This window comes from Metapseudomonas phytobenefica, from assembly GCF_043392685.1.
Classification (GTDB): Bacteria; Pseudomonadota; Gammaproteobacteria; order Pseudomonadales; family Pseudomonadaceae; genus Metapseudomonas.
On sequence record NZ_JBHZGM010000001.1, the window covers coordinates 195689 to 218251 of the forward strand.

At 63.9% G+C, this 22563-nt stretch carries 19 protein-coding genes; 13 read left to right on the forward strand and 6 right to left on the reverse strand.

All coding sequences use genetic code 11. The annotated features are described in order from the left end of the window. Positions 1–8 precede the first annotated feature (8 nt). Positions 9–668, reverse strand: coding sequence for an alpha/beta hydrolase (locus ACFW0B_RS00905; RefSeq protein WP_449146078.1), 660 nt, complete (start codon positions 666–668; stop codon positions 9–11). A gap of 475 nt (positions 669–1143) precedes the next feature. Here ACFW0B_RS00905 and ACFW0B_RS00910 point away from each other — a divergent pair, with 475 nt between their 5' ends. The 4 genes from ACFW0B_RS00910 (at position 1144) to ACFW0B_RS00925 (ending at position 5349) form a co-directional block, all read left to right on the forward strand. Next, a complete protein-coding gene (locus tag ACFW0B_RS00910) occupies positions 1144–2172 on the forward strand; it encodes an amino acid ABC transporter substrate-binding protein (RefSeq protein WP_449146079.1) in 1029 nt (342 codons plus the stop codon). Positions 2173–2281: 109 nt separating this feature from the next. Next, positions 2282–3469, forward strand: coding sequence for an amino acid ABC transporter permease (locus tag ACFW0B_RS00915; protein ID WP_449146080.1), 1188 nt, complete (start codon positions 2282–2284; stop codon positions 3467–3469). 10 nt (positions 3470–3479) lie between these two features. Then, positions 3480–4577, forward strand: a complete 1098-nt coding sequence (locus ACFW0B_RS00920) for an amino acid ABC transporter permease (protein WP_449146081.1) — start codon at positions 3480–3482, stop codon at positions 4575–4577. 10 nt (positions 4578–4587) lie between these two features. After that, complete coding sequence (locus tag ACFW0B_RS00925; protein WP_449146082.1) at positions 4588–5349, forward strand: amino acid ABC transporter ATP-binding protein; 762 nt, start codon at positions 4588–4590, stop codon at positions 5347–5349. A 111-nt stretch (positions 5350–5460) separates the two neighbouring features. Here the strand turns inward: ACFW0B_RS00925 and ACFW0B_RS00930 are convergent, their stop codons facing one another. The 5 genes from ACFW0B_RS00930 to ACFW0B_RS00950 all read right to left on the reverse strand — a co-directional run bounded on the left by ACFW0B_RS00930 (position 5461) and on the right by ACFW0B_RS00950 (position 9243). Continuing rightward, positions 5461–6237: an ABC transporter substrate-binding protein gene (locus ACFW0B_RS00930; protein ID WP_449146083.1), complete on the reverse strand. Its 777-nt coding sequence runs from the start codon at positions 6235–6237 to the stop codon at positions 5461–5463. 360 nt (positions 6238–6597) lie between these two features. Continuing rightward, positions 6598–7047 (reverse strand): molybdopterin synthase catalytic subunit MoaE, encoded by a 450-nt coding sequence (moaE, locus tag ACFW0B_RS00935; protein WP_449146084.1) that lies wholly within the window; start codon positions 7045–7047, stop codon positions 6598–6600. Position 7048: 1 nt separating this feature from the next. Beyond that, the gene (locus ACFW0B_RS00940) at positions 7049–7297 is read right to left on the reverse strand and encodes a MoaD/ThiS family protein (protein ID WP_449146294.1); all 249 of its coding nucleotides are present in this window, start codon (positions 7295–7297) and stop codon (positions 7049–7051) included. Further along, positions 7297–7770 carry a cyclic pyranopterin monophosphate synthase MoaC gene (gene moaC, locus ACFW0B_RS00945; RefSeq protein WP_449146085.1) on the reverse strand — a complete coding sequence of 158 codons (474 nt, stop codon included), beginning with the start codon at positions 7768–7770 and terminating at the stop codon, positions 7297–7299. Before moaC ends, ACFW0B_RS00940 begins: the two co-directional genes overlap by 1 nt. Before the next feature lie 81 nt (positions 7771–7851). Then, entirely contained in the window at positions 7852–9243 is a 1392-nt protein-coding gene (locus ACFW0B_RS00950; protein WP_449146086.1) for a PhoH family protein, read from the reverse strand. 418 nt (positions 9244–9661) lie between these two features. On the opposite strand from ACFW0B_RS00950, the gene yaaA reads away from it, so the two are divergent. The 9 genes from yaaA to ACFW0B_RS00995 all read left to right on the forward strand — a co-directional run bounded on the left by yaaA (position 9662) and on the right by ACFW0B_RS00995 (position 22440). Next, a complete protein-coding gene (gene yaaA, locus ACFW0B_RS00955; protein ID WP_449146087.1) occupies positions 9662–10441 on the forward strand; it encodes a peroxide stress protein YaaA in 780 nt (259 codons plus the stop codon). A 906-nt stretch (positions 10442–11347) separates the two neighbouring features. Then, positions 11348–12658 carry a GDP-mannose 6-dehydrogenase gene (gene algD / locus ACFW0B_RS00960; protein ID WP_449146088.1) on the forward strand — a complete coding sequence of 437 codons (1311 nt, stop codon included), beginning with the start codon at positions 11348–11350 and terminating at the stop codon, positions 12656–12658. 67 nt (positions 12659–12725) lie between these two features. Next, a complete protein-coding gene (gene alg8, locus ACFW0B_RS00965) occupies positions 12726–14207 on the forward strand; it encodes a mannuronan synthase (RefSeq protein ID WP_449146089.1) in 1482 nt (493 codons plus the stop codon). Between the two features lie 29 nt (positions 14208–14236). Beyond that, on the forward strand, positions 14237–15397 hold the full coding sequence (locus ACFW0B_RS00970) for a PilZ domain-containing protein (RefSeq protein ID WP_449146090.1): 1161 nt from the start codon (positions 14237–14239) through the stop codon (positions 15395–15397). 13 nt (positions 15398–15410) lie between these two features. After that, positions 15411–16772, forward strand: coding sequence for an alginate biosynthesis TPR repeat lipoprotein AlgK (gene algK / locus ACFW0B_RS00975; RefSeq protein WP_449146091.1), 1362 nt, complete (start codon positions 15411–15413; stop codon positions 16770–16772). 92 nt (positions 16773–16864) lie between these two features. Continuing rightward, a complete protein-coding gene (locus ACFW0B_RS00980; protein ID WP_449146092.1) occupies positions 16865–18310 on the forward strand; it encodes an alginate export family protein in 1446 nt (481 codons plus the stop codon). 41 nt (positions 18311–18351) lie between these two features. Then, positions 18352–19899, forward strand: coding sequence for a mannuronan 5-epimerase AlgG (gene algG, locus ACFW0B_RS00985; protein ID WP_449146093.1), 1548 nt, complete (start codon positions 18352–18354; stop codon positions 19897–19899). Between the two features lie 11 nt (positions 19900–19910). Then, positions 19911–21326: an alginate O-acetyltransferase gene (locus ACFW0B_RS00990; protein ID WP_449146094.1), complete on the forward strand. Its 1416-nt coding sequence runs from the start codon at positions 19911–19913 to the stop codon at positions 21324–21326. Between the two features lie 16 nt (positions 21327–21342). Then, positions 21343–22440, forward strand: a complete 1098-nt coding sequence (locus tag ACFW0B_RS00995; RefSeq protein WP_449146095.1) for a mannuronate-specific alginate lyase — start codon at positions 21343–21345, stop codon at positions 22438–22440. Positions 22441–22563: the final 123 nt, after the last annotated feature.

A 22563-nucleotide genomic window follows, 5' to 3' on the forward strand; every position in this document is an offset into this window, starting at 1 on the left:
TTGAGGGGTCAGCTGTGCAAGCGCTCCACCAGCCAGGCGCCGATGTCGCGGATCTGCTGCGGCAATACCTCGTGGGCCATCGGATAGTCGCGCCACTCCACGGGAACGCCGGCAGCCGCCAGGCGATCGTGGGCGGAGCGGCCCATCGCGGGCAGCACCACGTCGTCGAAGGTGCCATGCAAGCAAAGGACCGGCAGTAGTCGTTTTGTATCCGACAGTTTCATTTCGTCAGTGAAGGTGGGGGCGTAGGTGGACAGCGCCAGCACACCACCCAGCTCGTCCTCCCAGCGCAGGAAGGCGGTGTGCAGCACCACGGCGCCCCCTTGGGAGAAGCCGGCCAGGTAAATGCGGCGGGGTTCGATGCCGCCATCGATCTGCGCCTGTATCAGCGCCATGACCCGCTCGGCCGATTCCTCCAGCTGCGCCTCATTGATCGCGCGCTCCGGGCGCATGGCGAGGATGTCGTACCACGACGGCATGGCCCAGCCGCCATTGATGGTCACCGCGCGGGTAGGCGCCTGGGGCAGCACGAAGCGCGTGGTGCCCAGCACTTCCTGCAGGTCCTCGGCCACCGGCAGGAAGTCGTAGCGGTCCGCGCCCAGGCCATGGAGCCAGATGACGCAGGCATCGGCGCGATGTGTGGGTTCCAGGATCAGTGTGTCGCTCATGTGTGGCTCCGTTGTGGTGCATCTGCCCAACTTTGGGGCTATGCCATCAGAAGAGGAGGTTTGATAACTGAAAAATATGTCGCAAGGCTAAAACTTTACCTATTGACCTATAGGAATAGACGTACTGGCGCCGTGCTGGTACGGCCCTTGCTAACCAGCAACTCACAGAAACACAGCCGTGGCACGGTAACACTTGCCCGGTGTGCAACGGGTTGGGCAACGGCTGCGGCCGCTGCCTTGCAGGCGGTCACCTGGCGTCATTCGTGGTGCGAGGGTGGGCGCAAATCCGTCTCCAGCCCATTTGACCAATGGGCAAGGAAAGGTCTGGTGGCGATAGGAGCAGCGCCAACTAGACTTCTTCCTTAGGTCCGACACCCCGGTTGACCTTTTCAGTGCATAAAGGTTGAACCTGCCTCACGAGGGTACGGCGGTGGGATCGAGACTCCAACACCAATAAAAGCAACTGGAGGTTTTAATGAAGATGGTGAAATCCACCCTGGCCGTGCTGACCGCGGCAACCGTTCTCGGTGTCAGCGGTTTCGCACAGGCGGGCGCCACCCTGGACGCGGTGAAGAAGAAGGGCTTCGTGCAATGCGGCATCAGTGACGGCCTCCCGGGCTTCTCCTATGCCGACGGCAAGGGCAACTACAAGGGCATCGACGTTGACGTCTGCCGCGCAGTTGCCGCCGCTGTGTTCGGCGATGCCAGCAAGGTCAAATTCAGCCCCCTGACCGCCAAGGAACGTTTCACCGCGCTGCAGTCCGGCGAAGTCGACGTCCTTTCGCGCAACAGCACCTGGACCAGCTCCCGCGATGCTGCCATGGGCCTGAACTTCACCGGCGTGACCTACTACGACGGCCAGGGCTTCCTGGTGAACAAGAAGCTCGGCGTTTCCAGCGCCAAGGAACTCGATGGCGCCACCGTGTGCATCCAGGCCGGCACCACCACCGAGCTGAACCTGTCCGACTACTTCCGCGCCAACAACCTCAAGTACACCCCCATCACCTACGACACCTCCGACGAGAGCGCCAAGTCGCTGGAATCCGGTCGTTGCGACGTGCTGACCTCCGACCAGTCCCAGCTCTATGCACAGCGCATCAAGCTGGCCGCTCCGGACGAGTACGTGGTGCTGCCGGAAGTGATCTCCAAGGAACCCCTCGGCCCGGCCGTGCGCCAGGGTGACGAGGAGTGGTTCGACATCGTGCGCTGGTCCCTGTTCGCCATGGTCAACGCCGAAGAACTGGGCCTGAACTCGAGTAACGTCGAAGAAATGGCCAAGACCACCAAGAACCCCGACATTGCCCGCCTGCTGGGCACTGAAGGCGAGTTCGGCAAGGACCTGAAGTTGCCGAAGGACTGGGCGGTGCAAATCGTCAAGCAGGTCGGCAACTACGGCGAAATCTTCGACCGCAACATCGGTGCCGGTAGCGAGTTGAAGATCGAGCGCGGTCTCAACGCCCTGTGGAACAAGGGCGGTCTGCAGTACGCACCGCCGGTGCGCTGACCGTCGCCCGGCGGCCGCATGAGGTGGCCGCCGGGATCGAGTTCCGTTTCAACGCGAACCCTGGCCGCCGTCCCCCATCCGGCTGGCCAGCGGTTCCCAGAGGGCCGTCATGCAAAAAACTGCCAACGCCCCACGCGCTCCGAAAGGTTCGGTCTGGACCGATCCGAAGGCACGTGCGTGGCTATTCCAGATCATCGCCGTCATCGCGGTCGTGTCACTGGGCTGGTACCTGTTCCAGAACACCCAGCACAACCTGCAACAGCGCGGCATCCTGTCCGGCTTCGATTTCCTCGAACAGAGCGCCGGCTTCGGGATTTCCCAACACCTGATCGACTACAACGAAAGCAACAGCTACGGCCGCGTTTTCGTCATCGGTCTGCTCAACACCCTGCTGGTCTCGGGTATCGGCATCTTCTTCGCCACTATCCTCGGCTTCATCCTGGGCGTGGCGCGGCTGTCGCCGAACTGGCTGATCCGCAAGCTGGCGACCATCTACATCGAGACCTTCCGCAACATCCCGCCGCTGCTGCAGATCTTCTTCTGGTACTTCGCGGTGATGCTGCCCATGCCGGGGCCGCGCCAGAGCCTGTCCATCGGCGAACACTTCTTCCTCAACAACCGCGGCCTGTACATGCCGGCGCCGACCATGGCCGATGGCTTCTGGCCCTTCCTGGTCAGCCTGGTACTGGTGCTGCTGACGAGTATCGCCATCGCCCGCTGGGCCAAGGTCAGGCGTGAGGCCACCGGCCAGCGCTTCCCGGTACTGATCAGCTCGCTGGTGCTGCTGGTGGTAATACCCGGCCTGGTCACTCTGGTCTTCGGCCATCCCTTCGACTGGAGCATCCCGCAGCTGCAGGGCTTCAACTTCCGCGGCGGCTGGGTGGTGATTCCGGAACTGATCGCCCTGACCCTGGCGCTGACCGTGTACACCGCGGCGTTCATCGCCGAGAACGTGCGCTCCGGCATCCAGGCGGTCAGTCATGGCCAGACCGAGGCGGCACGCTCCCTGGGCCTGCCCGCCGCCAAGACCCTGCGTCTGGTGATCATCCCGCAGGCCCTGCGCGTGATCATCCCGCCGCTCACCAGCCAGTACCTGAACCTGACCAAGAACTCGTCCCTGGCGGCCGGCATCGGCTACCCGGACATGGTCTCGCTGTTCGCCGGTACGGTGCTGAACCAGACCGGCCAGGCGATCGAGGTGATCAGCATCACCATGAGCGTCTACCTGGCCATCAGCATCAGCATTTCGATCCTGATGAACTGGTACAACAAGCGCATTGCGCTAGTCGAGCGGTGAGGGCCGAGCCATGACGACACATGTATTCAAGCCCGACCAGCCGCCACCCCGGATGAGCGTCGGCGTACTGGGCTGGCTGCGCGCCAACCTGTTCTCGAACTGGTTCAACACCCTGCTGACCCTGTTCGCCATCTACCTGGTGTGGCTGATCGTGCCGCCGCTGATCCAGTGGGCCTTCCTCCAGGCCGACTGGAACGGCACCACCCGCGCTGACTGCACCAGCGAAGGCGCCTGCTGGGTCTTCATCAAATCGCGCTTCAGCCAGTTCATGTACGGCTTCTACCCCGAAGCCCTGCGCTGGCGAGTGGACCTGGCGGTATGGCTCGCCATCATCGGCGCCGCGCCGCTGTTCATTCCGCGCTTTTCGCGCAAGGCGGTGTACGGCCTTGGCTTCCTGGTGATCTACCCGATCGTCGCCTACTGGCTGCTGCACGGCGGCTTCCTTGGCATGAGCACCGTGTCCACCAGCCAGTGGGGCGGCCTGATGCTGACCCTGGTGATCGCTGCGGTGGGCATTGTCGGCGCGCTGCCGCTGGGCATCCTGCTGGCATTGGGACGACGTTCGAACATGCCGGCGATCAAGGTCATCTGCGTGACCTTCATCGAGTTCTGGCGTGGTGTTCCGCTGATCACCGTGCTGTTCATGTCCTCGGTGATGCTGCCGCTGTTCCTGCCCGAAGGCCTGTCCTTCGACAAGCTGCTGCGGGCGCTGATCGGCGTGATTATGTTCCAGTCGGCCTATATCGCCGAAGTGGTGCGTGGCGGCCTGCAGGCAATCCCCAAGGGCCAGTACGAAGCCGCTGCGGCCATGGGCCTGGGCTACTGGCGGATGATGGGCCTGGTGATCCTGCCGCAAGCCCTGAAGCTGGTCATCCCCGGCATCGTCAACACCTTCATCGCGCTGTTCAAGGACACCAGCCTGGTGATCATCATCGGCCTGTTCGACCTGCTCAACAGCATCAAGCAAGCCACCACCGACCCGGCCTGGCTGGGCATGGCGACCGAAGGCTACGTCTTCGCCGCCCTGGTGTTCTGGATCTTCTGTTTCGGCATGTCCCGCTACTCCATGAGCCTGGAGCGCAAGCTGGACACCGGCCACAAGCGTTAGGAGTCATCCCATGACTGAAACAAGCAAGAAAGTAGCCGGCGAGCCAATCATCCGCCTGCAGGGCGTGAACAAGTGGTATGGCCAGTTCCACGTGCTGAAGGACATCAACCTCGACGTGCAGCAGGGCGAGCGCATCGTCCTCTGCGGTCCGTCCGGTTCCGGCAAGTCCACCACCATCCGCTGCATCAACCGCCTGGAAGAGCACCAGCAGGGCCGCATCATCGTCGACGGCACCGAGCTGACCAGCGACCTCAAGCACATCGAGGCGATCCGCAGCGAAGTGGGCATGGTGTTCCAGCACTTCAACCTGTTCCCGCACCTCACCGTGCTGCAGAACTGCACCCTGGCGCCGATGTGGGTCCGCAAGATGCCCAAGCGCCAGGCCGAGGAAATCGCCATGCACTACCTGGAGCGCGTGCGTATTCCGGAGCAGGCGAACAAATTCCCGGGCCAGCTCTCCGGCGGCCAGCAGCAGCGCGTGGCCATCGCCCGCGCCCTGTGCATGAAGCCGAAGATCATGCTGTTCGACGAACCCACCTCGGCGCTCGACCCGGAAATGGTGAAGGAAGTGCTCGACACCATGATCGGCCTGGCCCACGACGGCATGACCATGCTCTGCGTGACCCACGAGATGGGCTTCGCCCGCACCGTGGCCGACCGGGTGATCTTCATGGACAAGGGCGAAATCGTGGAACAGAACGAACCCAACGCCTTCTTCGACAACCCGCAGAACGAGCGGACCAAGCTGTTCCTGGGGCAGATCCTGCACTGACAGCCGTTCGCCGCAACGAAAAAGGGAGCCTTCGGGCTCCCTTTTTCCTGGCTACGATTTGCCGGTTCGCTTCGCTCTACACCAACCCGGGTGTAGCCAGCGGCCGATCCATCAATCGCCGTAGATATCGAAGTCGAAGTACCTGGCCTGGATCGCCTGGTATTTACCATTCTCCCGCAGGGCCTTGATGGCGCTGTCAAACTTCCCGCGCAGCTCGCTATCGCCCTTGCGCACGGCGATGCCGGCGCCCTCGCCAAAGTACTTCGGATCGTTCAGCACCGGACCTACGAACTCGTAGTCCTTGCCGTTCGCAGTCTTGAGGAAGCCTTCGTTGAGCGGGAAGACATCGGCCAGCACACCGTCCAGGCGGCCGGACAGCACGTCCAGGTAGATCTCGTTCTGGGTGCTGTAGCGCACCACCTTCACGCCCTTGGGCTCCAGCACCTCGGCGGCGAAGCGGTCGGTGGTGGTGGAGCGCTGGGTGCCGATGGTCTTGCCCACCAGGCTCTTGAATTCGGGGTCGACCACGCTGCCCTTCTTCATCACCAGGCGCGCCGGGCTGTAGTAGTACTTGCCGGTGAAGTCCACGGACTTCTTGCGCTCATCGGTGATGGTCATGGACGACAGCACGGCGTCGACCTTCTTCACCTTGAGGGATGGAATCAGGCCATCGAACTCCTGCTCGATCCACTGGCACTTGACCTTCATCTCCTCGCACATGGCATTGCCGATGTCGTAGTCGAAGCCGGCGATCTGGCCGTCCGGCGTCTTGAAGGCGAAGGGCGGATAAGCAGCTTCGATGCCGATGCGCAGAGGCTTCTCGGCAGCGAACGCGCTGGAGGCCAGCAGGCCCAGGGCAAGGCTGCCCAGCAGAACGAGTTTCTTCATGGTGCGACTCCCGCAGTACGGATGGATGCCCGCCACACAACGGGGCGAGCAGGTTCGGAATGGCTTTGCGAGGCAGAAGAAGACACGGCCAGAAATGGCCGGGATGGGAAGGGGTGGGTAGCTGGCTGTGGATCATCATGGACGCCGCTAACTTGTACTTGTTAGTCCATGTTGGACTTATATGTACACGCCGTCAATGACCCAGGAAAAAGCCCAGCAATAGCCAGGCTCGTTCGAAACTTGTGGGGTGAATTTATTCGCCAAGCAGGCCGCAGGCCTGCCATTGGGAGTCCCCGGGGGCAGCTTCGCTCCCCTTCGCGAATAAATTCGCCCCCACAGGAAAAGCAGTCCGCACTCGGTTCATTCCCAGCGCTCGGCCGCCGCCTTGTCGCTGCACCGCCCTTCCACCCAGCGCGGGCCTTCGGCGGCGTCTTCCTTCTTCCAGAAGGGTGCACGGGTCTTGAGGTAGTCCATGACAAAGTTGCACGCATCGAACGCTGCCTGGCGGTGGGCGCTGGCGGTGCCGACGAAGACGATGGGCTCGCCCGGTTCCAGCCGGCCAACGCGGTGGAGAATCTCAACGTTGAGCAGCGGCCAGCGCTCCCGTGCCTCCACCTCGATCTTCTCCAGGGCCTTCTCGGTCATCCCCGGATAATGCTCGAGGAACATCCCCGCCACTTCCTGACCATCATTGAAGTCGCGCACGTAGCCAACGAAGCCGACCACGGCACCGATGCCGACGTTGGCCGCGTGCAGCGCGTTGAGTTCAACACCGGGATCGAAAGCACCTTCCTGCACGCGAACAGCCATTTCAGCCTCCTGTGACCGTGGGGAAGAAGGCGACCTCGTCGCCATCCGCGAGGACCTCGTCCAGGCCACACAGCTCCTGGTTGCGGGCGCACATCAGGTTCTGTTCGGCGAGCACTTCCCACACGCCGCCACGGGCCAGCAGGTGCTGGCGCAGGTCATCCAGTTTCGCGAACGCCGAGTCCCAGCTGAGCTGCTCGCCGTCGATGCCAAGCGCTTCACGGTAGCGAGCGAAATACTGCACGCGAATCATCATTGCTCCCCGGCCTGATAGTGGCCGCTCTTGCCGCCCAGCTTTTCCAGCAGGCGGACGTTTTCGATGGTCATGCCGCGATCCACCGCCTTGCACATATCGTAGATGGTCAGGGCGGCGACGCTGGCGGCGGTCAGCGCCTCCATTTCCACTCCGGTCTGCCCGGCCAGCTTGCAGCGGGCGACGATGCGCACACAGTCGTCCCCATCCGCCTCCAGCTCTACCTTGACGCTTGTGAGCATCAGCGGGTGACACAGGGGAATGAGATCGGATGTCTTCTTCGCCGCCTGGATGCCGGCGATGCGTGCCACGGCGAACACATCGCCCTTGGGGTGGCCGCCGGCCTGGATCATGGCGAGGGTTTCCGGGCGCATGCGCACACGGGCTTCAGCCGTCGCCTCACGGGAGGTCACCGCCTTGTCGGTGACGTCGACCATGTTGGCGCGGCCTTGGGAATCGAGATGGGTAAGCACTGCACGTCTCCTTGGACAGGAGACCGATTGTATACAGAAACCCGCACCGGGCGGCAGCTGCCGCCCGGCGGGATCCCGAGGTTACATGTGGGCTTCGGCGAACTCGGCCAGCACGGAGCGCGGCACACCCTGGAGAGTGATATGCACGCCGTGGGGGAAGTCCTTGAAGCGTTCGGTCAGGTAGGTCAGGCCGGAGCTCGGCGCGGAGAGGTAGGGAGTGTCGATCTGCGCCAGGTTGCCCAGGCAGATCACCTTGGAGCCAGTACCGGCACGGGTGATGATGGTTTTCATCTGGTGCGGCGTCAGGTTCTGGCATTCGTCGATGATGATCAGGCTCTGCTGGAAGCTGCGGCCACGGATGTAGTTCAGGGATTTGAACTGCAGCGGCACCTTGCTGAGGATGTAGTCCACGCTGCCGTGGGTGTTCTCGTCATCCATGTGCAAGGCTTCCAGGTTGTCGGTGATTGCCCCCAGCCAGGGTTCCATCTTCTCCGCCTCGGTGCCGGGCAGGAAGCCGATCTCCTGGTCCAGCCCCTGCACGCTGCGGGTGGCGATGATGCGGCGATAGCGCTTGCTGACCATGGTCTGCTCGATGGCAGCGGCCAGCGCCAGGATGGTCTTGCCCGAGCCCGCCGCGCCACTGAGGTTGACCAGGTGGATGTCCGGGTCCAGCAGCGCGTAGAGCGCCAGCGCCTGGTACACGTCACGCGGACGCAGGCCCCAGGCTTCCTGGTGCAGCAGTGGCTCCTGATGCAGGTCGAGGATCAGCAGCTCATCGGCCTTGATGCCCTTGATCCAGCCGACGAAGCCCTGCTCGTCGACGATGAACTCGTTGATGTGCACGGCCGGCAGGTTGTCGGTGAGCTGTACCCGGTGCCAGGTGCGGCCATGATCCTGGCGCGTCTCCACCTTGCTCACGCGGTCCCAGAACGAGCCCGGCATGTCGTGGTAGCCACGGGACAGCAGGGAGACGTCATCCACCAGCTGGTCGGTGTGGTAGTCCTCCGAGTCGATCCCGCAGGCCCGTGCCTTCAGGCGCATGTTGATGTCCTTGGTCACCAGCACCACGGACATGCCCGGCTTGCGGCTCTTCAGCTCCACCAGCTGGTTGATGATCTTGTTGTCGTTGAGGTCTTCAGGCAGCCAGGTGATGGGGGCTGCGCGCTTGCTCATGAGGATCGAGAGAAAACCGCAGGGGCCGCTCTTCTCTCGCTGGATGGGTACGCCGTGCTCCACTTCCTCGGGGGTGGCGCCGCCGAGGATCTTGTCGATGTTACGGATGGCCTGCCTGCATTCGGCAGCGACGCCCTGCTTGCCGGTCTTGAGCTTGTCCAGTTCCTCCAGCACGGTCATCGGAATGGCCACGTGGTGTTCCTGGAAGTTGAACAAGGCGTTGGGATCGTGAATCAGGACGTTGGTGTCGAGCGCGTACAAGGTTGGAGCGGTAGGGCGGGAGCGTCCATGGTCATCCATACTCGGTCACCTTCTTATAGGGCCAGGCGACGGAATGCCAGACAGGCGCTCCGCCGCGGGGGACCACCGACCTCCCCGCTCCGGGTCATGCCGGGTAGGGGATGGAGCCAACAAGGTGAGGGCCTATGGCCGCCACCTGTCTGCAGGATTCGGCGGTCTGTATTTTTTTTACTCCAATCGGGATGACAGAAAAAAGAACTTTTTTGCCTGTACGAGCCTTTTTTCACAGTGCAGCAAAAAGCCCTTGGCGCGCAGGAAAGCGCCCGTTAAAGTCGAAAGTCCCCTCCCCCGGAATTTCCCCAATTTTCCGTCCCGGGCGTTGATTCCAGCCCCGCATCCAGCCTGCCTATCGGCGGGATAGGTAGAGCCAGCAGGCGCAAATCCCTAGAATCGTCGCATTCCCGAAGGAGACGATTCGATGCTGCTGGTGATTTCCCCTGCCAAGACCCTGGACTACGAAACCCCGCCGGTGACCTCGCGCTTCACCCAGCCGGAGTTCCTCGACCATGCCCAGGAGCTGATCGAGCAACTGCGCGAACTCAGCCCCGCGCAGATCGCCGAGCTGATGCACCTGTCCGACAAGCTCGCCGGCCTCAACGCCGCGCGCTACGGCAGCTGGCACCCGGACTTCACCCCCGACAACGCCAAGCAGGCCCTGCTGGCCTTCAAGGGCGACGTCTACACCGGCCTCAATGCCGAAGATTTCGTTGACGCCGACTTCGACTTCGCCCAGCAGCACCTGCGCATGCTCTCCGGCCTCTACGGCCTGCTGCGCCCGCTGGACCTGATGCAGCCCTACCGCCTGGAAATGGGCACCCGGCTGGTCAACGCCCGCGGCAAGGACCTCTACGCCTTCTGGGGCGATCGCATCAGCAACTGGCTGAACGAGGCCCTGGCGGCCCAGGGCGACGACATCCTGCTCAACCTCGCCTCCAACGAATACTTCAGCTCGGTCAAGCGCAAGGCGCTGAATGCCCGCGTCATCGACACCGAATTCAAGGACCTGAAGAACGGCCAGTACAAGATCATCAGCTTCTACGCCAAGAAGGCCCGCGGCCTGATGGCCCGCTACGTGATCAAGGAACGCCTCACCAGCCCGGAAGGCCTGAAGGACTTCAACTACCAGGGCTACCGCTACTCGGCGGAGCACTCCGGGCCGGACAACCTGGTATTCCTGCGCGACGAGCCGCAGGAATGAGATGAGCCCCCGCCCAACGGCGTAATGCTGTTCACAAAGGAACGCCGCTTGTCCCTCGCCGGGTAAGCGGCGTTTTTCTGCACCCGGGGATCCCTGCCGGAACCAGACTGCCGGCGAAACGGCGATCTCCCGGAAAGCTTCGCGGGCACGCTCGCTCCTACAACAGCCATTGCGCCCCGTTGGCGGTGCCCCACCGGCGCCCGACCAACGGCCCTCCGCCACCCGTCACCCGTCACCCGTCACCCGTCACCGGCCAGAGCTGGCACGCCTGTTCCGTGATTCCCACCTTCGAACCTCGAATCCAATATCAATTCAAGATCATTTAGCCCTCAGAACTTTGATTCATATACTGGCCAACTTAACTTCAAGTAGTGGCCAACTTGCAAAATGCAATCACCGGAAAAATGCAATTTGCACTATCAGGAACTTTTCCAGAACCGCAAAACTCTGAGTTCCCGTCAGCGCGAATCATGCATAGTCAGGATTTCGCAATAAATCAAATCGGGGACGAACGGTAGGAACTATCCGAAAACACAGATACTCATACCCCCGACACCTGAATTCCTCACACGACATTTCCGTGTGATTTCAAACTGCCTTAATAACTATCGGCGTAAAACCGAGGGGTAGTTTTTATCTGGTGAAAACCAAAGAAGCTTATTAAGGAGAAGCGCAACAAACTCGACCTACTGGACAAAACCAACGAGCCAGAGCCTTCGCGGCGATCAGCTCAGGACTCTACCCGGGTAAGCAATTTCACATACCCAGTTCAGGCGCCCCAGATTTGGCGTCCGGTATTACTCATGCCTGTGCATCTTGAAGTTGCATTTGCGACATGACGATGCAAATGGAAGTGACACTTACGTCACATATTAAACAGCGTGCTGAAAGGACGAGGTGAATACGATGCAAATCAGCATCTTCGGTTTGGGCTATGTTGGTGCAGTGTGCGCCGGCTGCCTCTCTGCTCGTGGTCATGAAGTTGTCGGTGTCGATGTCTCTCAGACCAAGATCGACCTGATCAACAATGGCAAATCGCCCATTGTCGAGCCAGGTCTTGAAGAACTTCTGCAACAGGGCGTGAAGACTGGCCGCCTGCGCGGAACCACCGATGTCGCCGGTGCTATTCGCGATACCCAGGTGTCGTTCATCTGCGTCGGCACCCCGAGCAAGAAGAACGGCGACCTGTCGCTGGATTACATCGAAGGCGTCTGCCGCGAAATCGGCTTCGCCCTGCGCGACAAGGCCGAGCGCCACACCGTGGTCGTGCGCAGCACCGTGTTGCCGGGCACCGTGAAGAACGTGGTGATCCCGATCATCGAAGACTGCTCGGGCAAGAAGGCCGGCGTGGACTTCGGCGTGGCGGTGAACCCCGAGTTCCTGCGTGAAAGCACCGCGATCAAGGACTACGACTACCCGCCCATGACGGTCATCGGCGAACTGGACAAGGCCGCCGGCGACGTCCTGGAAACCCTGTACCGCGAGCTCGACGCCCCGATCATCCGCAAGGACATCGAAGTGGCCGAGATGATCAAGTACACCTGCAACGTGTGGCACGCGGCCAAGGTCACCTTCGCCAACGAGATCGGCAACATCGCCAAGGCCGTTGGCGTCGATGGCCGTGACGTGATGGACGTGGTCTGCCAGGACCACAAGCTGAACCTGTCCAAGTACTACATGCGTCCGGGCTTCGCCTTCGGCGGCTCCTGCCTGCCCAAGGACGTGCGCGCGCTGAACTACCGCGCCACCTCCCTGGACGTGGATGCCCCGCTGATCGGCTCGCTGATGCGCAGCAACACCGGCCAGGTGCAGAAGGCCTTCGACATCATCGCCGGCCACGACAAGCGCCGCGTCGCCCTGCTTGGCCTATCGTTCAAGGCCGGTACCGACGACCTGCGCGAAAGCCCGCTGGTGGAGCTGGCCGAGATGCTCATCGGCAAGGGCTACGACCTCAGCATCTACGACCGCAACGTCGAGTACGCCCGCGTCCACGGCGCCAACAAGGACTACATCGAGTCGAAGATCCCCCACGTCTCCTCGCTGCTGGACAGCAACTTCGACGCCGTGGTGGACAAAGCCGACATCATCGTCCTCGGCAACCGTGACGAGCTGTTCGCCCCGCTGGCGCAACAGGCTCCCGCCGGCAAGCAGGTAATCGACCTGGTGGGCTTCATGCCCCGGGGCACCCAAGGCAATGCCGAGGGTATCTGCTGGTAAGCGCCCTGCCTCCTCCCCTTGCGGGAGGAGGCACGCCCGAAACGACCAGTACAGGACGATCATCCCAATGGAAAAACTCAAAGGTGGCCTGCTCGAAGCCTCGGGCTGGCTGTTCTACCTCATCGCGCTGATGCTGCTGGCACTGGCACTGCCCAAGTCCGTCTTCGATCCCGATTCCAAGCATTTCCTGCTGCTGATCGGGGCCGTGGGCATCTGGCGCTACTCCATGGGCGCCCTGCACTTCGCACGCGGCACGCTGTTCCTCTACTTCGTCTACCCCTGGTACAAGCGGCGCCTGGCCAAACTCGGCGACGCGGCGGCCCCGTCCCACGTGTTCCTGATGGTGACCAGCTTCCGCATCGAGGCACTGACCACCGCCATGGTCTACCGCTCGGTGATCCAGGAAGCCATCGACTGCGGCTACCCGACCACCGTGGTCTGCTCCATCGTCGAGCTGTCCGACGAGCTGCTGGTGAAGAACCTCTGGGCCAAGCTGGCGCCGCCGCCGCGGGTCAAGCTGGACTTCGTGCGCATTCCCGGCACCGGCAAGCGCGATGGCCTGGCCTACGGCTTCCGCGCCATCTCCCGCCAGCTGCCGGACGCGAATGCGGTGGTGGCGGTGATCGACGGCGACACCGTGCTGGCCGAAGGCGTGGTGAGAAAGACCGTGCCCTGGTTCAAGCTCTTCCCGAATGTCGGCGGCCTGACCACCAACGAGTTCTGCGAGGTGCGCGGCAGCTACATCATGAGCGAGTGGCACAAGCTGCGTTTCGCCCAGCGCCACCTCAACATGTGCTCCATGGCGCTGTCCAAGCGCGTGCTGACCATGACCGGGCGGATGTCGGTGTTCCGCGCCAGCGTGGTGACCGATCCGGACTTCATCGCCGACGTGGAAAGCGATCACCTGGACCACTGGCGCCTGGGTCGTTTCCAGTTCCTCACCGGCGACGACAAGTCCAGCTGGTACAGCCTGATGCGCCTGGGCTACGACACCTTCTACGTGCCGGATGCGGCGATCAACACGGTCGAGCACCCGCCGGAGAAGAGCTTCATCAAGGCCAGCCGCAAGCTGATGTTCCGCTGGTACGGCAACAACCTGCGGCAGAACTCCCGCGCCCTGGCGCTGGGCCCGCGCCGCCTCGGCTGGTTCACCACCGTGGTGCTGGCCGACCAGCGCGCGTCGATGTGGACCTGCCTGCTGGGCCTGGCCGCGGCCATCATCGCCAGCCTGAAATACAGCATCGCCTACCTGCTGGTGTACCTGCTGTGGATCGGCATCACCCGCTTCGTCCTGACCCTGCTGCTCAGCATTACCGGGCACCGGATCGGGCCGGCCTACCCGCTGATCCTCTATTACAACCAGATCGTCGGGGCCCTGGTGAAGATCTACGTCTTCTTCCGCCTCGACCAGCAGTCCTGGACCCGCCAGAACACCAAGCTCAACCGTGACCTCGCCAGCTTCTCGCGCTGGTTCAACACCTGGTCCTCACGCGCCATGACCTTCTCCGCAACCAGCGTATTCATCGCCACGCTGCTGGCGATCGTGTGAGCACAAGGAACCTGACAGGAATCGAAGCCATGAATACAGCCGTCAATCTCAATGTGGTGCATGAATCCGAAGCCCAGCGCCAGCACGCACGGGTGAAGATCCCCGGCAAGATCCGCTACATCGCTCGCGGCGAACGCTTCGAAGCGTCGCTGCTGGACGTCTCCGCCGGCGGCTTCGCCTTCACCGGCGGACGCTCCGGCGCCAACATCGGCGACCACCACAGGGGCCGCCTGATGTTCCAGATCGACGGCCTCAGCCTGGGCCTGGACATCGAATTCCAGATACGCGCCGTGGATGCGCGCAAGGAGCGCGTCGGCTGCGTGTTCCACAACCTGCAGCCGCGCGACATCGCCACCCTGCGCTACCTGATCAGCGCCCACCTGTCCGGCGAACTGGTCAGCGCCGGCGACCTGCTCAACACCCTGCAGCGCGAAAACTTTACCAAGCCGCGCAAGGGCGGCGCGGGCGGCGGCATGGGTCCCCTGGCCCGCCTGAAGGCGGTCGGCCTCAGCGCCGGAATCTTCGTCGTCGGCGTCGGTGCCTTCGGCTACATCCTCAACTCGTTGTACAGCCTGTACTTCGTCACCCACGCCGACTCGGCCATGGTGGCGGTGCCCTCCATGCAGGTCACCATGCCCCGCGAAGGCACCGTGCAGAGCCTGGTCGGCGCCGATGCCAGCGTGGAGAAAGGCGCGCCCATCGCCTCCTTCAACGCCACCATGCTGGAGATGCTCAAGGGCCACCTGACCGACGACCAGCTCACCCCGAAGAACGTCGAAGAACTCTTCGGCAAGCAGATGAAGGGCACCCTCACCAGCCCCTGCAACTGCAAGATCGCCCGCCAGCTCGTGGCCGACGGCCAGTTCGCCAGCAAGGGCGACGTGATCTTCGAACTGGTCCCTCAGGACACCCAGGCCACCGTCCAGGCGCGCTTCCCGTTCCGCAACATCGGCCAGGCCAAACCCGGCGCCCGCGTCACCTTCCAGGTGGCCGGCGAGGACCAGGTACGCCACGGCAAGATCCTCAGCAGCAACCTGCACGACGGCAGCATGTCCGCCGACATCCGCGCCACCATCCAGCCCGACGAGCCTCTGCCCAGCACCCTCGCCGGCCAGCCGGTGGAAGTCAGCGTCGATCGCGGCCCGTCCCTCGACTGGCTGATCGATCGCGCCCTGGCGACAGGCTTCTGAGGAGGGCGCCGCCATGGCCCATCACGCTACTCCCGTCCTGTTGCTGGCCGCGGCCGTCGCCCTGGCCGGCTGCGCCGGTCTGCCCGACGAGCGCCTCGCCCGCGAAGCCCTGAAACGCGGTGACAGCACCACCGCCGAGCAGAACTTCCGCCAGCTGGCCGAACTCGGCTACGCCGACGCTGCGGTTGGCCTGGCCGACCTGCAGGTGGCCAGCGGCGATCCCGAACAGCTGGCCAGGGCCGAGCAGACCTATCGCCAGGCCATGGACCAGTCGCCGCGGGCCAAGGCGCGCCTGGGCAAGCTGCTGGCGCGCAAGACCGAGCTGAACCCGGCCGAGCGCCGCGAGACCGCGCAGCTGCTGGAAGAGTCCTTCAGCGCCGGAGAAGAGAGCAGCCTGCTGCCGCTGGTGATGCTCTACCTGCAATACCCGCAGGACTTCCCCGAGGTGAACGTACCGGCGCGCATCGCCACGTGGCGCGCCGAAGGCCACACCCAGGCCGAGCTGGCGCAGATCCTCTTCTATCGCACCCAGGGCACCTACGATCAGCACCTGGGCGAGATCGAACAGATCTGCACCCGCAACCTGGCACTGGCCGATGTCTGCTACGTCGAGTTGGCCACCGTGTATCAGAAGCAGGGCAACGCCGATGCCCGGCAAAAGCTGCTGGACCAGTTGATGGCTGGCTACCGCGCCGGGCGCATTCCCGCCCAGCGCGTGGATTCGGTGGCCAAGGTGCTGGCCGACGCCGACCTCGGCGAGCCGGACGACGGCAAGGCCAAGGAACTGCTGGAAGCCGTGGCGCCCACCTACCCCGCCGCCTGGGTCAGCCTGGCCGAGCTGCTCTACAACTACCCCGGCCAGGGCGATACCGAACAGCTGCTGGGTTACCTGGAGAAGGGCCGCGCCGCTTCCCTGCCCCAGGCCGAGCTGCTGCTGGGCCGCCTCTACTACGAAGGCAAGTTGGTGCCGCTGGACCCGAAGAAGGCCGAGGAACACCTGCTCAATGCCGCGCCGACCGAGCCCCGCGCCGACTACCTGCTGGGGCAGATCTACCTGCGCGGCTACCTGGGTGAAATCGAACCGCAAAAAGCCCTGGAACGACTGCTGGGTGCCGCCCGCAACGGCCAAATCAACGCCGACTTCGCCCTCGCCCAGATGTACGTCCAGGGCAAGGGCATCCAGCGCAACCTGGTCAATGCCTACGTCTTCAGCCAGCTGGCCCTGCCCAAGAACACCCCGCAGGCCCAGGAACTGGCACAGCAGGTGGCGCAGCAACTGCCGCCGACCGACCGCGCCCGCGCCGAGCAACTGCTGCGTGAAGAACGCGCAGTCCGTGGCGTCGCGACTCCGGACACCCAGATGAGCAGCCTATGAATCCCCCTCCGCAGCTCCCCCGCAGGTTGGCGCAGAGCGCAGCGAAGCCCGACAGCGGAGCACGACCGCGGTACGAGAGAGATGAAACGCACATGAACAAGAATCCCTGGATCAAGGCAGGCCTGGGCCTGTCCCTGCTGGCCGCGAGCATCGCCCACGCTGCCGAACCCGAAGGCAGGAACTTCGGCCTGGACGTGAAGATCACCGCGCAATCGGAAGACGACCGCGACCTCGGCACCCGCGATGGCGGCGACGTCAACGGTATCGGTCTCGACCTGCGCCCCTGGGTCTACGGCGAGCGTGGCCAGTGGAGCGCCTTCGCCATGGGCCAGGCGGTCACCGCCACCGACACCATCGAGACCGACACCCTGGAATCCAGCGATATCGAAGCCGACGCGGGCCAGCGCAACAACGGCCGCGAGCCGGACAAGAGCTACCTGGCCATGCGCGAATTCTGGGTCGACTACGGCGGCCTCACCGCCTACCCCGGCGAGCACCTGCGCTTCGGCCGCCAGCGCGTGCGCAGCGAGGAAGGCACCTGGTGGGACACCAACATCGAAGCCCTGCGCTGGAGCTTCGACACCACCCTGCTGCGCGCCCATGCCGGCGTCGCCGAGCGCTTCAGCGAGTACCGCACCGACATCGATGAGCTGGCCCCGGAAGACGAGGACCGCCGGCACTTCTTCGGCGACATCACCACCCAGTGGCGCCCCGGCCACTGGGTCGGCGCCAAGCTTCACCACAGCCGCGACAACGGCGACCTGCCCAATGTCGGCGAGGAAGTGGATGAACTGGACAAGCGCACCACCGGCGACCTGACCTGGCTGGGCCTGGAAGCTGACGGCGGCTTCTTCGACCGCCGCTCCACCCTGCCACTCAACTACTGGGCCCAGGCCACCTGGCTGACCGGCGACGTGGACGAACTGCAGCAGACGCCCGTGGGCAATCAGAACATCGCCAGCGGCAAGCGCAATGTCGACGTCGACGCCTGGGCCCTGGACCTCGGCCTGCGCTGGAACATCGACGATCAGTGGAAGGTCGGCGGCGCCTACGCCCGTGGCAGCGGCGGCGGCGATAACGACAGCTCCGAGCAGTTCCGCCAGACCGGCCTCGAGAGCAACCGCTCCAACTTCACCGGCACCGAGTCGCGCATGCACCGCTTCGGCGAGGCCTTCCGCGGTGAGCTGAGCAACCTGCAAGTGGCCACCGCCTTCACCTCCTGGCAGATGGGCGAGGACTACGACGCGAGCCTCGTCTACCACCGCTTCTGGCGCGTGGACGACAACCAGGACGTAGGCCAGAGCGGAATCATCGCGCCGCTGGAAGACGGCGAGAAAGACATCGGCCAGGAGATGGACCTGGTGGTCACCCGCTACTTCAAGCAGGGCCTGCTGCCGGCTTCCATGGCCGAGCACCTGGACGAACGTTCGGCCCTGGTGCGCTTGCGTGGCGGCGTGTTCAAGCCCGGCGATGCCTATGCCAGCGGGACCGACTCGCTCATGCACCGCGCCTTCGTCGACTTCATCTGGCGCTTCTGATGGGCATTGGGCGCAAGGGAGGAACAGCCATGAAACGTGGCATGGGAACCACACTGCTGGCAGGCGGCGTCATACTTGGCGCCCTGCAGTTCGCCGCGCCCTGGGTCCAGGGTGCGGAGCTGACCCAGCAACTCAAGCCGATCAAGAACTACAAGGTGCTCACCGCGCCCGTCGAGCAGTTGCACCTGGACACGCCCGAACTGCCGGACATGAGCGGCTACACGGCTGAGGCCGTGGAGGCGAAGATCGACCGTGGCACCCGTGGCCGCGTGGTGGTCCGGCGCATGCTCCAGCAGGATGCGCTGAAGGACTTCATCGGCGGCAACGATCGCTTGCGCGAATGGGTCCGGCGCCAGCACGGCATGCCCCAGGCGATCTTCGTCGAGGGCGGCCACGTGACGCCGCAGGACCTGGCCAGGGCCCTGCCCGACAGCCAGTTCAGCGAGACCGAGCCAGGCGTGTACCTCGCCCGCCTGCCGCTGGTGGTGGCCCAGGGCGCGAGCCTGGAGATCGGCAAGGAGACCAGGGATTTCCGCCTCTCCCAGGAGCGCGGCGCCTTCCTGGTCAACGACGGCAAGCTGTTCGTCACCGGCACCCGACTCACCGCCTGGAACGAGAAGAACAAGGCGCCGGCCTGGTTCCGCAAACCCGAGGAATTCCGCCCGTTCCTGGTGTCCTGGGGCGGCAGCGAGCTGTACATCGTCGGCAGCAAGGTCACGAGCCTCGGCTACGACAACTCCAAGTCCTACGGCGTCTCCATCACCCAGTACACCCCCGGCCAGGCCAAGCGCCTGAAGCGCGCCGCGCCCACCGGCTGGCTGCTGGATTCGGAGTTCGTCGACCACTGGTACGGCTTCTACTGCTTCGAAGCCGAGAACGTGGTCATCAAGGGCAATACCTACCGCGACAACATCGTCTACGGCATTGACCCCCACGACCGCTCCAAGGGGCTGCTCATCGCCCACAACACTGTCTTCGGGACCAAGAAGAAACACGGGATCATCGTCTCCCGCGAGGTGGACGACAGCTGGATCGTTCACAACAAGTCCTACGACAACAAGCTTTCGGGCATCGTCATCGACCGTAACTCGGTAAACAATCTCGTGGCCTGGAACGAGGTGTACCAGAACCACTCCGACGGCATCACCCTCTACGAGAGCTCGAACAACCTGCTGTGGGGCAACAAGATTCTCGGCAACCAGCGCCACGGCATCCGTGTGCGCAACAGCGTGAACATCCGCCTGTACGAGAACCTCTCGGCGGCCAATGGCCTGACCGGCGTGTACGGCCACATCAAGGACCTCTCCAACACCGACCGTAACGTCAAGCTCGACCCCTTCGACACCAAGGTCTCGCTGATCCTGGTGGGCGGCAAGCTCGCCGGCAACGGTTCCAGCCCCATTTCCATCGACTCGCCGCTGTCGGTCGAGCTGTACCGCGTCGAAATGCTCGCCCCGAGCAAATCCACCGGCATCAGCTTCGCCGGCGTACTCGGCGAAAAGCAGGACGAAATCCTCGACCTGATGGTGCGCCGCAAGAAAGCGGTGCTGATCGACCCCGTCGAAAGCCAGGCCGAGCTCCAGGACTGAGGTACCCGCCCATGACCAGACTATCCCGCAAGTGGTTCACCCCCTCCGCCCTGGCCGCCGCCCTGCTGGCCGCCACCCAGGGCGCGCACGCGGCACCGGAGTACAGCGTGCAGGCGACCGGCCCGCTCTGTGCCGCGGCGCAGAATCCGGCCAACTACAACACCAAGTACCTGAGCTTCTTCACCACCCTGGTGCAGGGACAGGGCGACTGGCTGTTCCGTACCCAGTACGACCTGCGTACCGACTTCGGCACCACGCCGTTCGGCTGGAGCCAGCTCAAGCGCCTGCGCGATTCGCTCAAGGCCAAAGGTGTCGAGCTGATGGTGGTCTACCAGCCCACCCGCGGCCTGATCGATCGCGAGAAGCTGACTCCGGAAGAGAAGGCCCGCTTCGACTACGACCTGGCGAAGAAGAACTACCTCGCCGCCGTGGAGCGCTTCCGCAAGGCCGGCATCTGGGTGACCGACCTCTCGCCGCTGTTCGACGAGAAGGGCGTGGACACCGCCTACTACTTCAAGGCCGACCACCACTGGACCCCGGCCGGTGCCGAGCGCACCGCCCGGCTGGTGGCCGAGACCCTCAAGCAGATTCCCGGCTTCGACGCCATCCCCAAGAAGGAATACCAGAGCAAGGTGGTGGGCCTGCTGCCCAAGGCCGGCACCCTGCACAAGACCGCCGCGCAGTTCTGCGGCACCGGCTACGCCACCCAGTACGTCGACCGCTACGAGACCGAAACCGCCGGCGATGGCGGCGACAGCCTGTTCGGCGACGAGTCCAACCCGCAGGTGGTGCTGGTGGGCACCAGTAACAGTGGCCCGGCCTACAACTTCGCCGGTTTCCTGCAGCAGCACAGTGGCGCCGAGGTGCTCAACATGGCGGTCAGCGGCGGCGGTTTCGAAAGCGCCCTGATGCAGTACATGAGCAGCAAGGAATTCCACGAGAACCCGCCGAAGGTGCTGATCTGGGAGTTCGCCACCCACTACGACATGGCCCAGGCGAGCTTCTATCGCCAGGCGGTGCCGATGGTGAACAACGGCTGCGAAGACCGGCCCAGGGTGCTGAAGAACAAGGTCAGGCTGAAACCCGGCGCCAACGAGGTGCTGGTCAACAGCAATGGCCTGCCCCTGCGCGGGGGCGACTACCAGGTGGACCTGCGCCTCAGCGATCCGTCCATCCATGAGTTGAAGACCACCGTCTGGTACCTCAACGGCCGCCGCGAGAACTTCAAGCTGGAACAGAGCGACCGCATCGATACCGGCGGGCGCTACGCCTTCGAGCTGCGCAATGAAGCCGACTGGGCCGACCTGAACATGCTCGCCCTGGAAATTCACAGCCCCGAACCCATGCCCCAGGAACTCAGCGTCGACGTCAGCGTCTGCGCGCGTCCCGGCAAGGGCGGCGGCGCCCTCACGGCCAACGCCGAGTGAGGAAGAGGAGGTACCCATGAACACCAGACACTGGCTGATCGTTCCCCTGCTCGCGGGCATGCTGCTCGCCGGGCAGAGCCATGCCGCCGACCTGGTGCCACCCAGGGGCTATTTCGCGCCCGTCCCCGCCGACGCCAGGTCCGGCGGCACCTGCAAGGCGCCCCCGGCGCCCTACACCGCCAAGCTGGAGTTCCGCAGCAAGTACGAAGGCTCCGACAAGGCCCGCTCCACGCTCAACCCGAAAGCGGAAAAGGCCTTCCGCGAGAAGACCGCGTCCATCACCGAGATGGAGCGCGGCGTCAGCAACATGGTCACGAACTACATGCGCAAGGGCCAGCGCACCCAGCTCGAATGCAGCCTGCAATGGCTGGATAGCTGGGCCAGGGCCAATGCCCTGCTGAGTACCGAGTACAACCACACCGGCATGTCCATGCGCAAATGGGCGCTGGGCAGCATGGCATCGGCCTATCTGCGCCTGAAGTTCTCCGAGTCGCAGCCGCTGGCGCCCTACGCCGCGCAGACCCGGGTGATCGAATCCTGGTTCTCGCGCCTGGCCGACCAGGTGGTGCACGACTGGAGCGGCCTGCCGCTGAAGAAGATCAACAACCACTCCTACTGGGCAGCCTGGTCGGTGATGGCCACCGCGGTGGCGACCAACCGCCAGGACCTTTTCGACTGGTCGGTGGCGCAGTTCCGCGTGGCCGCCGGCCAGGTGGATAAGGACGGTTTCCTGCCCAACGAACTCAAGCGCCGCCAGCGCGCCCTGGCTTACCACAACTACAGCCTGCCACCGCTGGCGATGATCGCCAGCTTCGCCCAGGCCAACGGCGTGGACCTGCGCCAGGAGAACGACGGCGCGCTGCGCCGCCTCGGCGAGAAGGTGCTGGCCGGCGTGGATGACCAGGATGCCTTCCGCGACAAGGCCGGCAAGGGCCAGGACATGAGCGAGCTGAAGAAACACAGCAAGTTCTCCTGGCTGGAGCCCTGGTGCGCGCTCTACCGCTGCTCGGCCGAAACCCTCGAACGCAAGGACGAGATGGGCCCCTATAAGACCTTCCGCCTCGGCGGGGACGTGACCCAGGTCTTCAACCCGAAGAAGGCGGGGGGCAGCTAGCAGAAGCGCCCTCTCCCCAACCCTCTCCCGCAAGCGGGAGAGGGGGCTGTCCGTGCGGACTGCCTGCCTCCCCACTCCCTTCAGGGAGTGGGGAGCAAAACGCCCCCGCCCCACAGGCGGGCC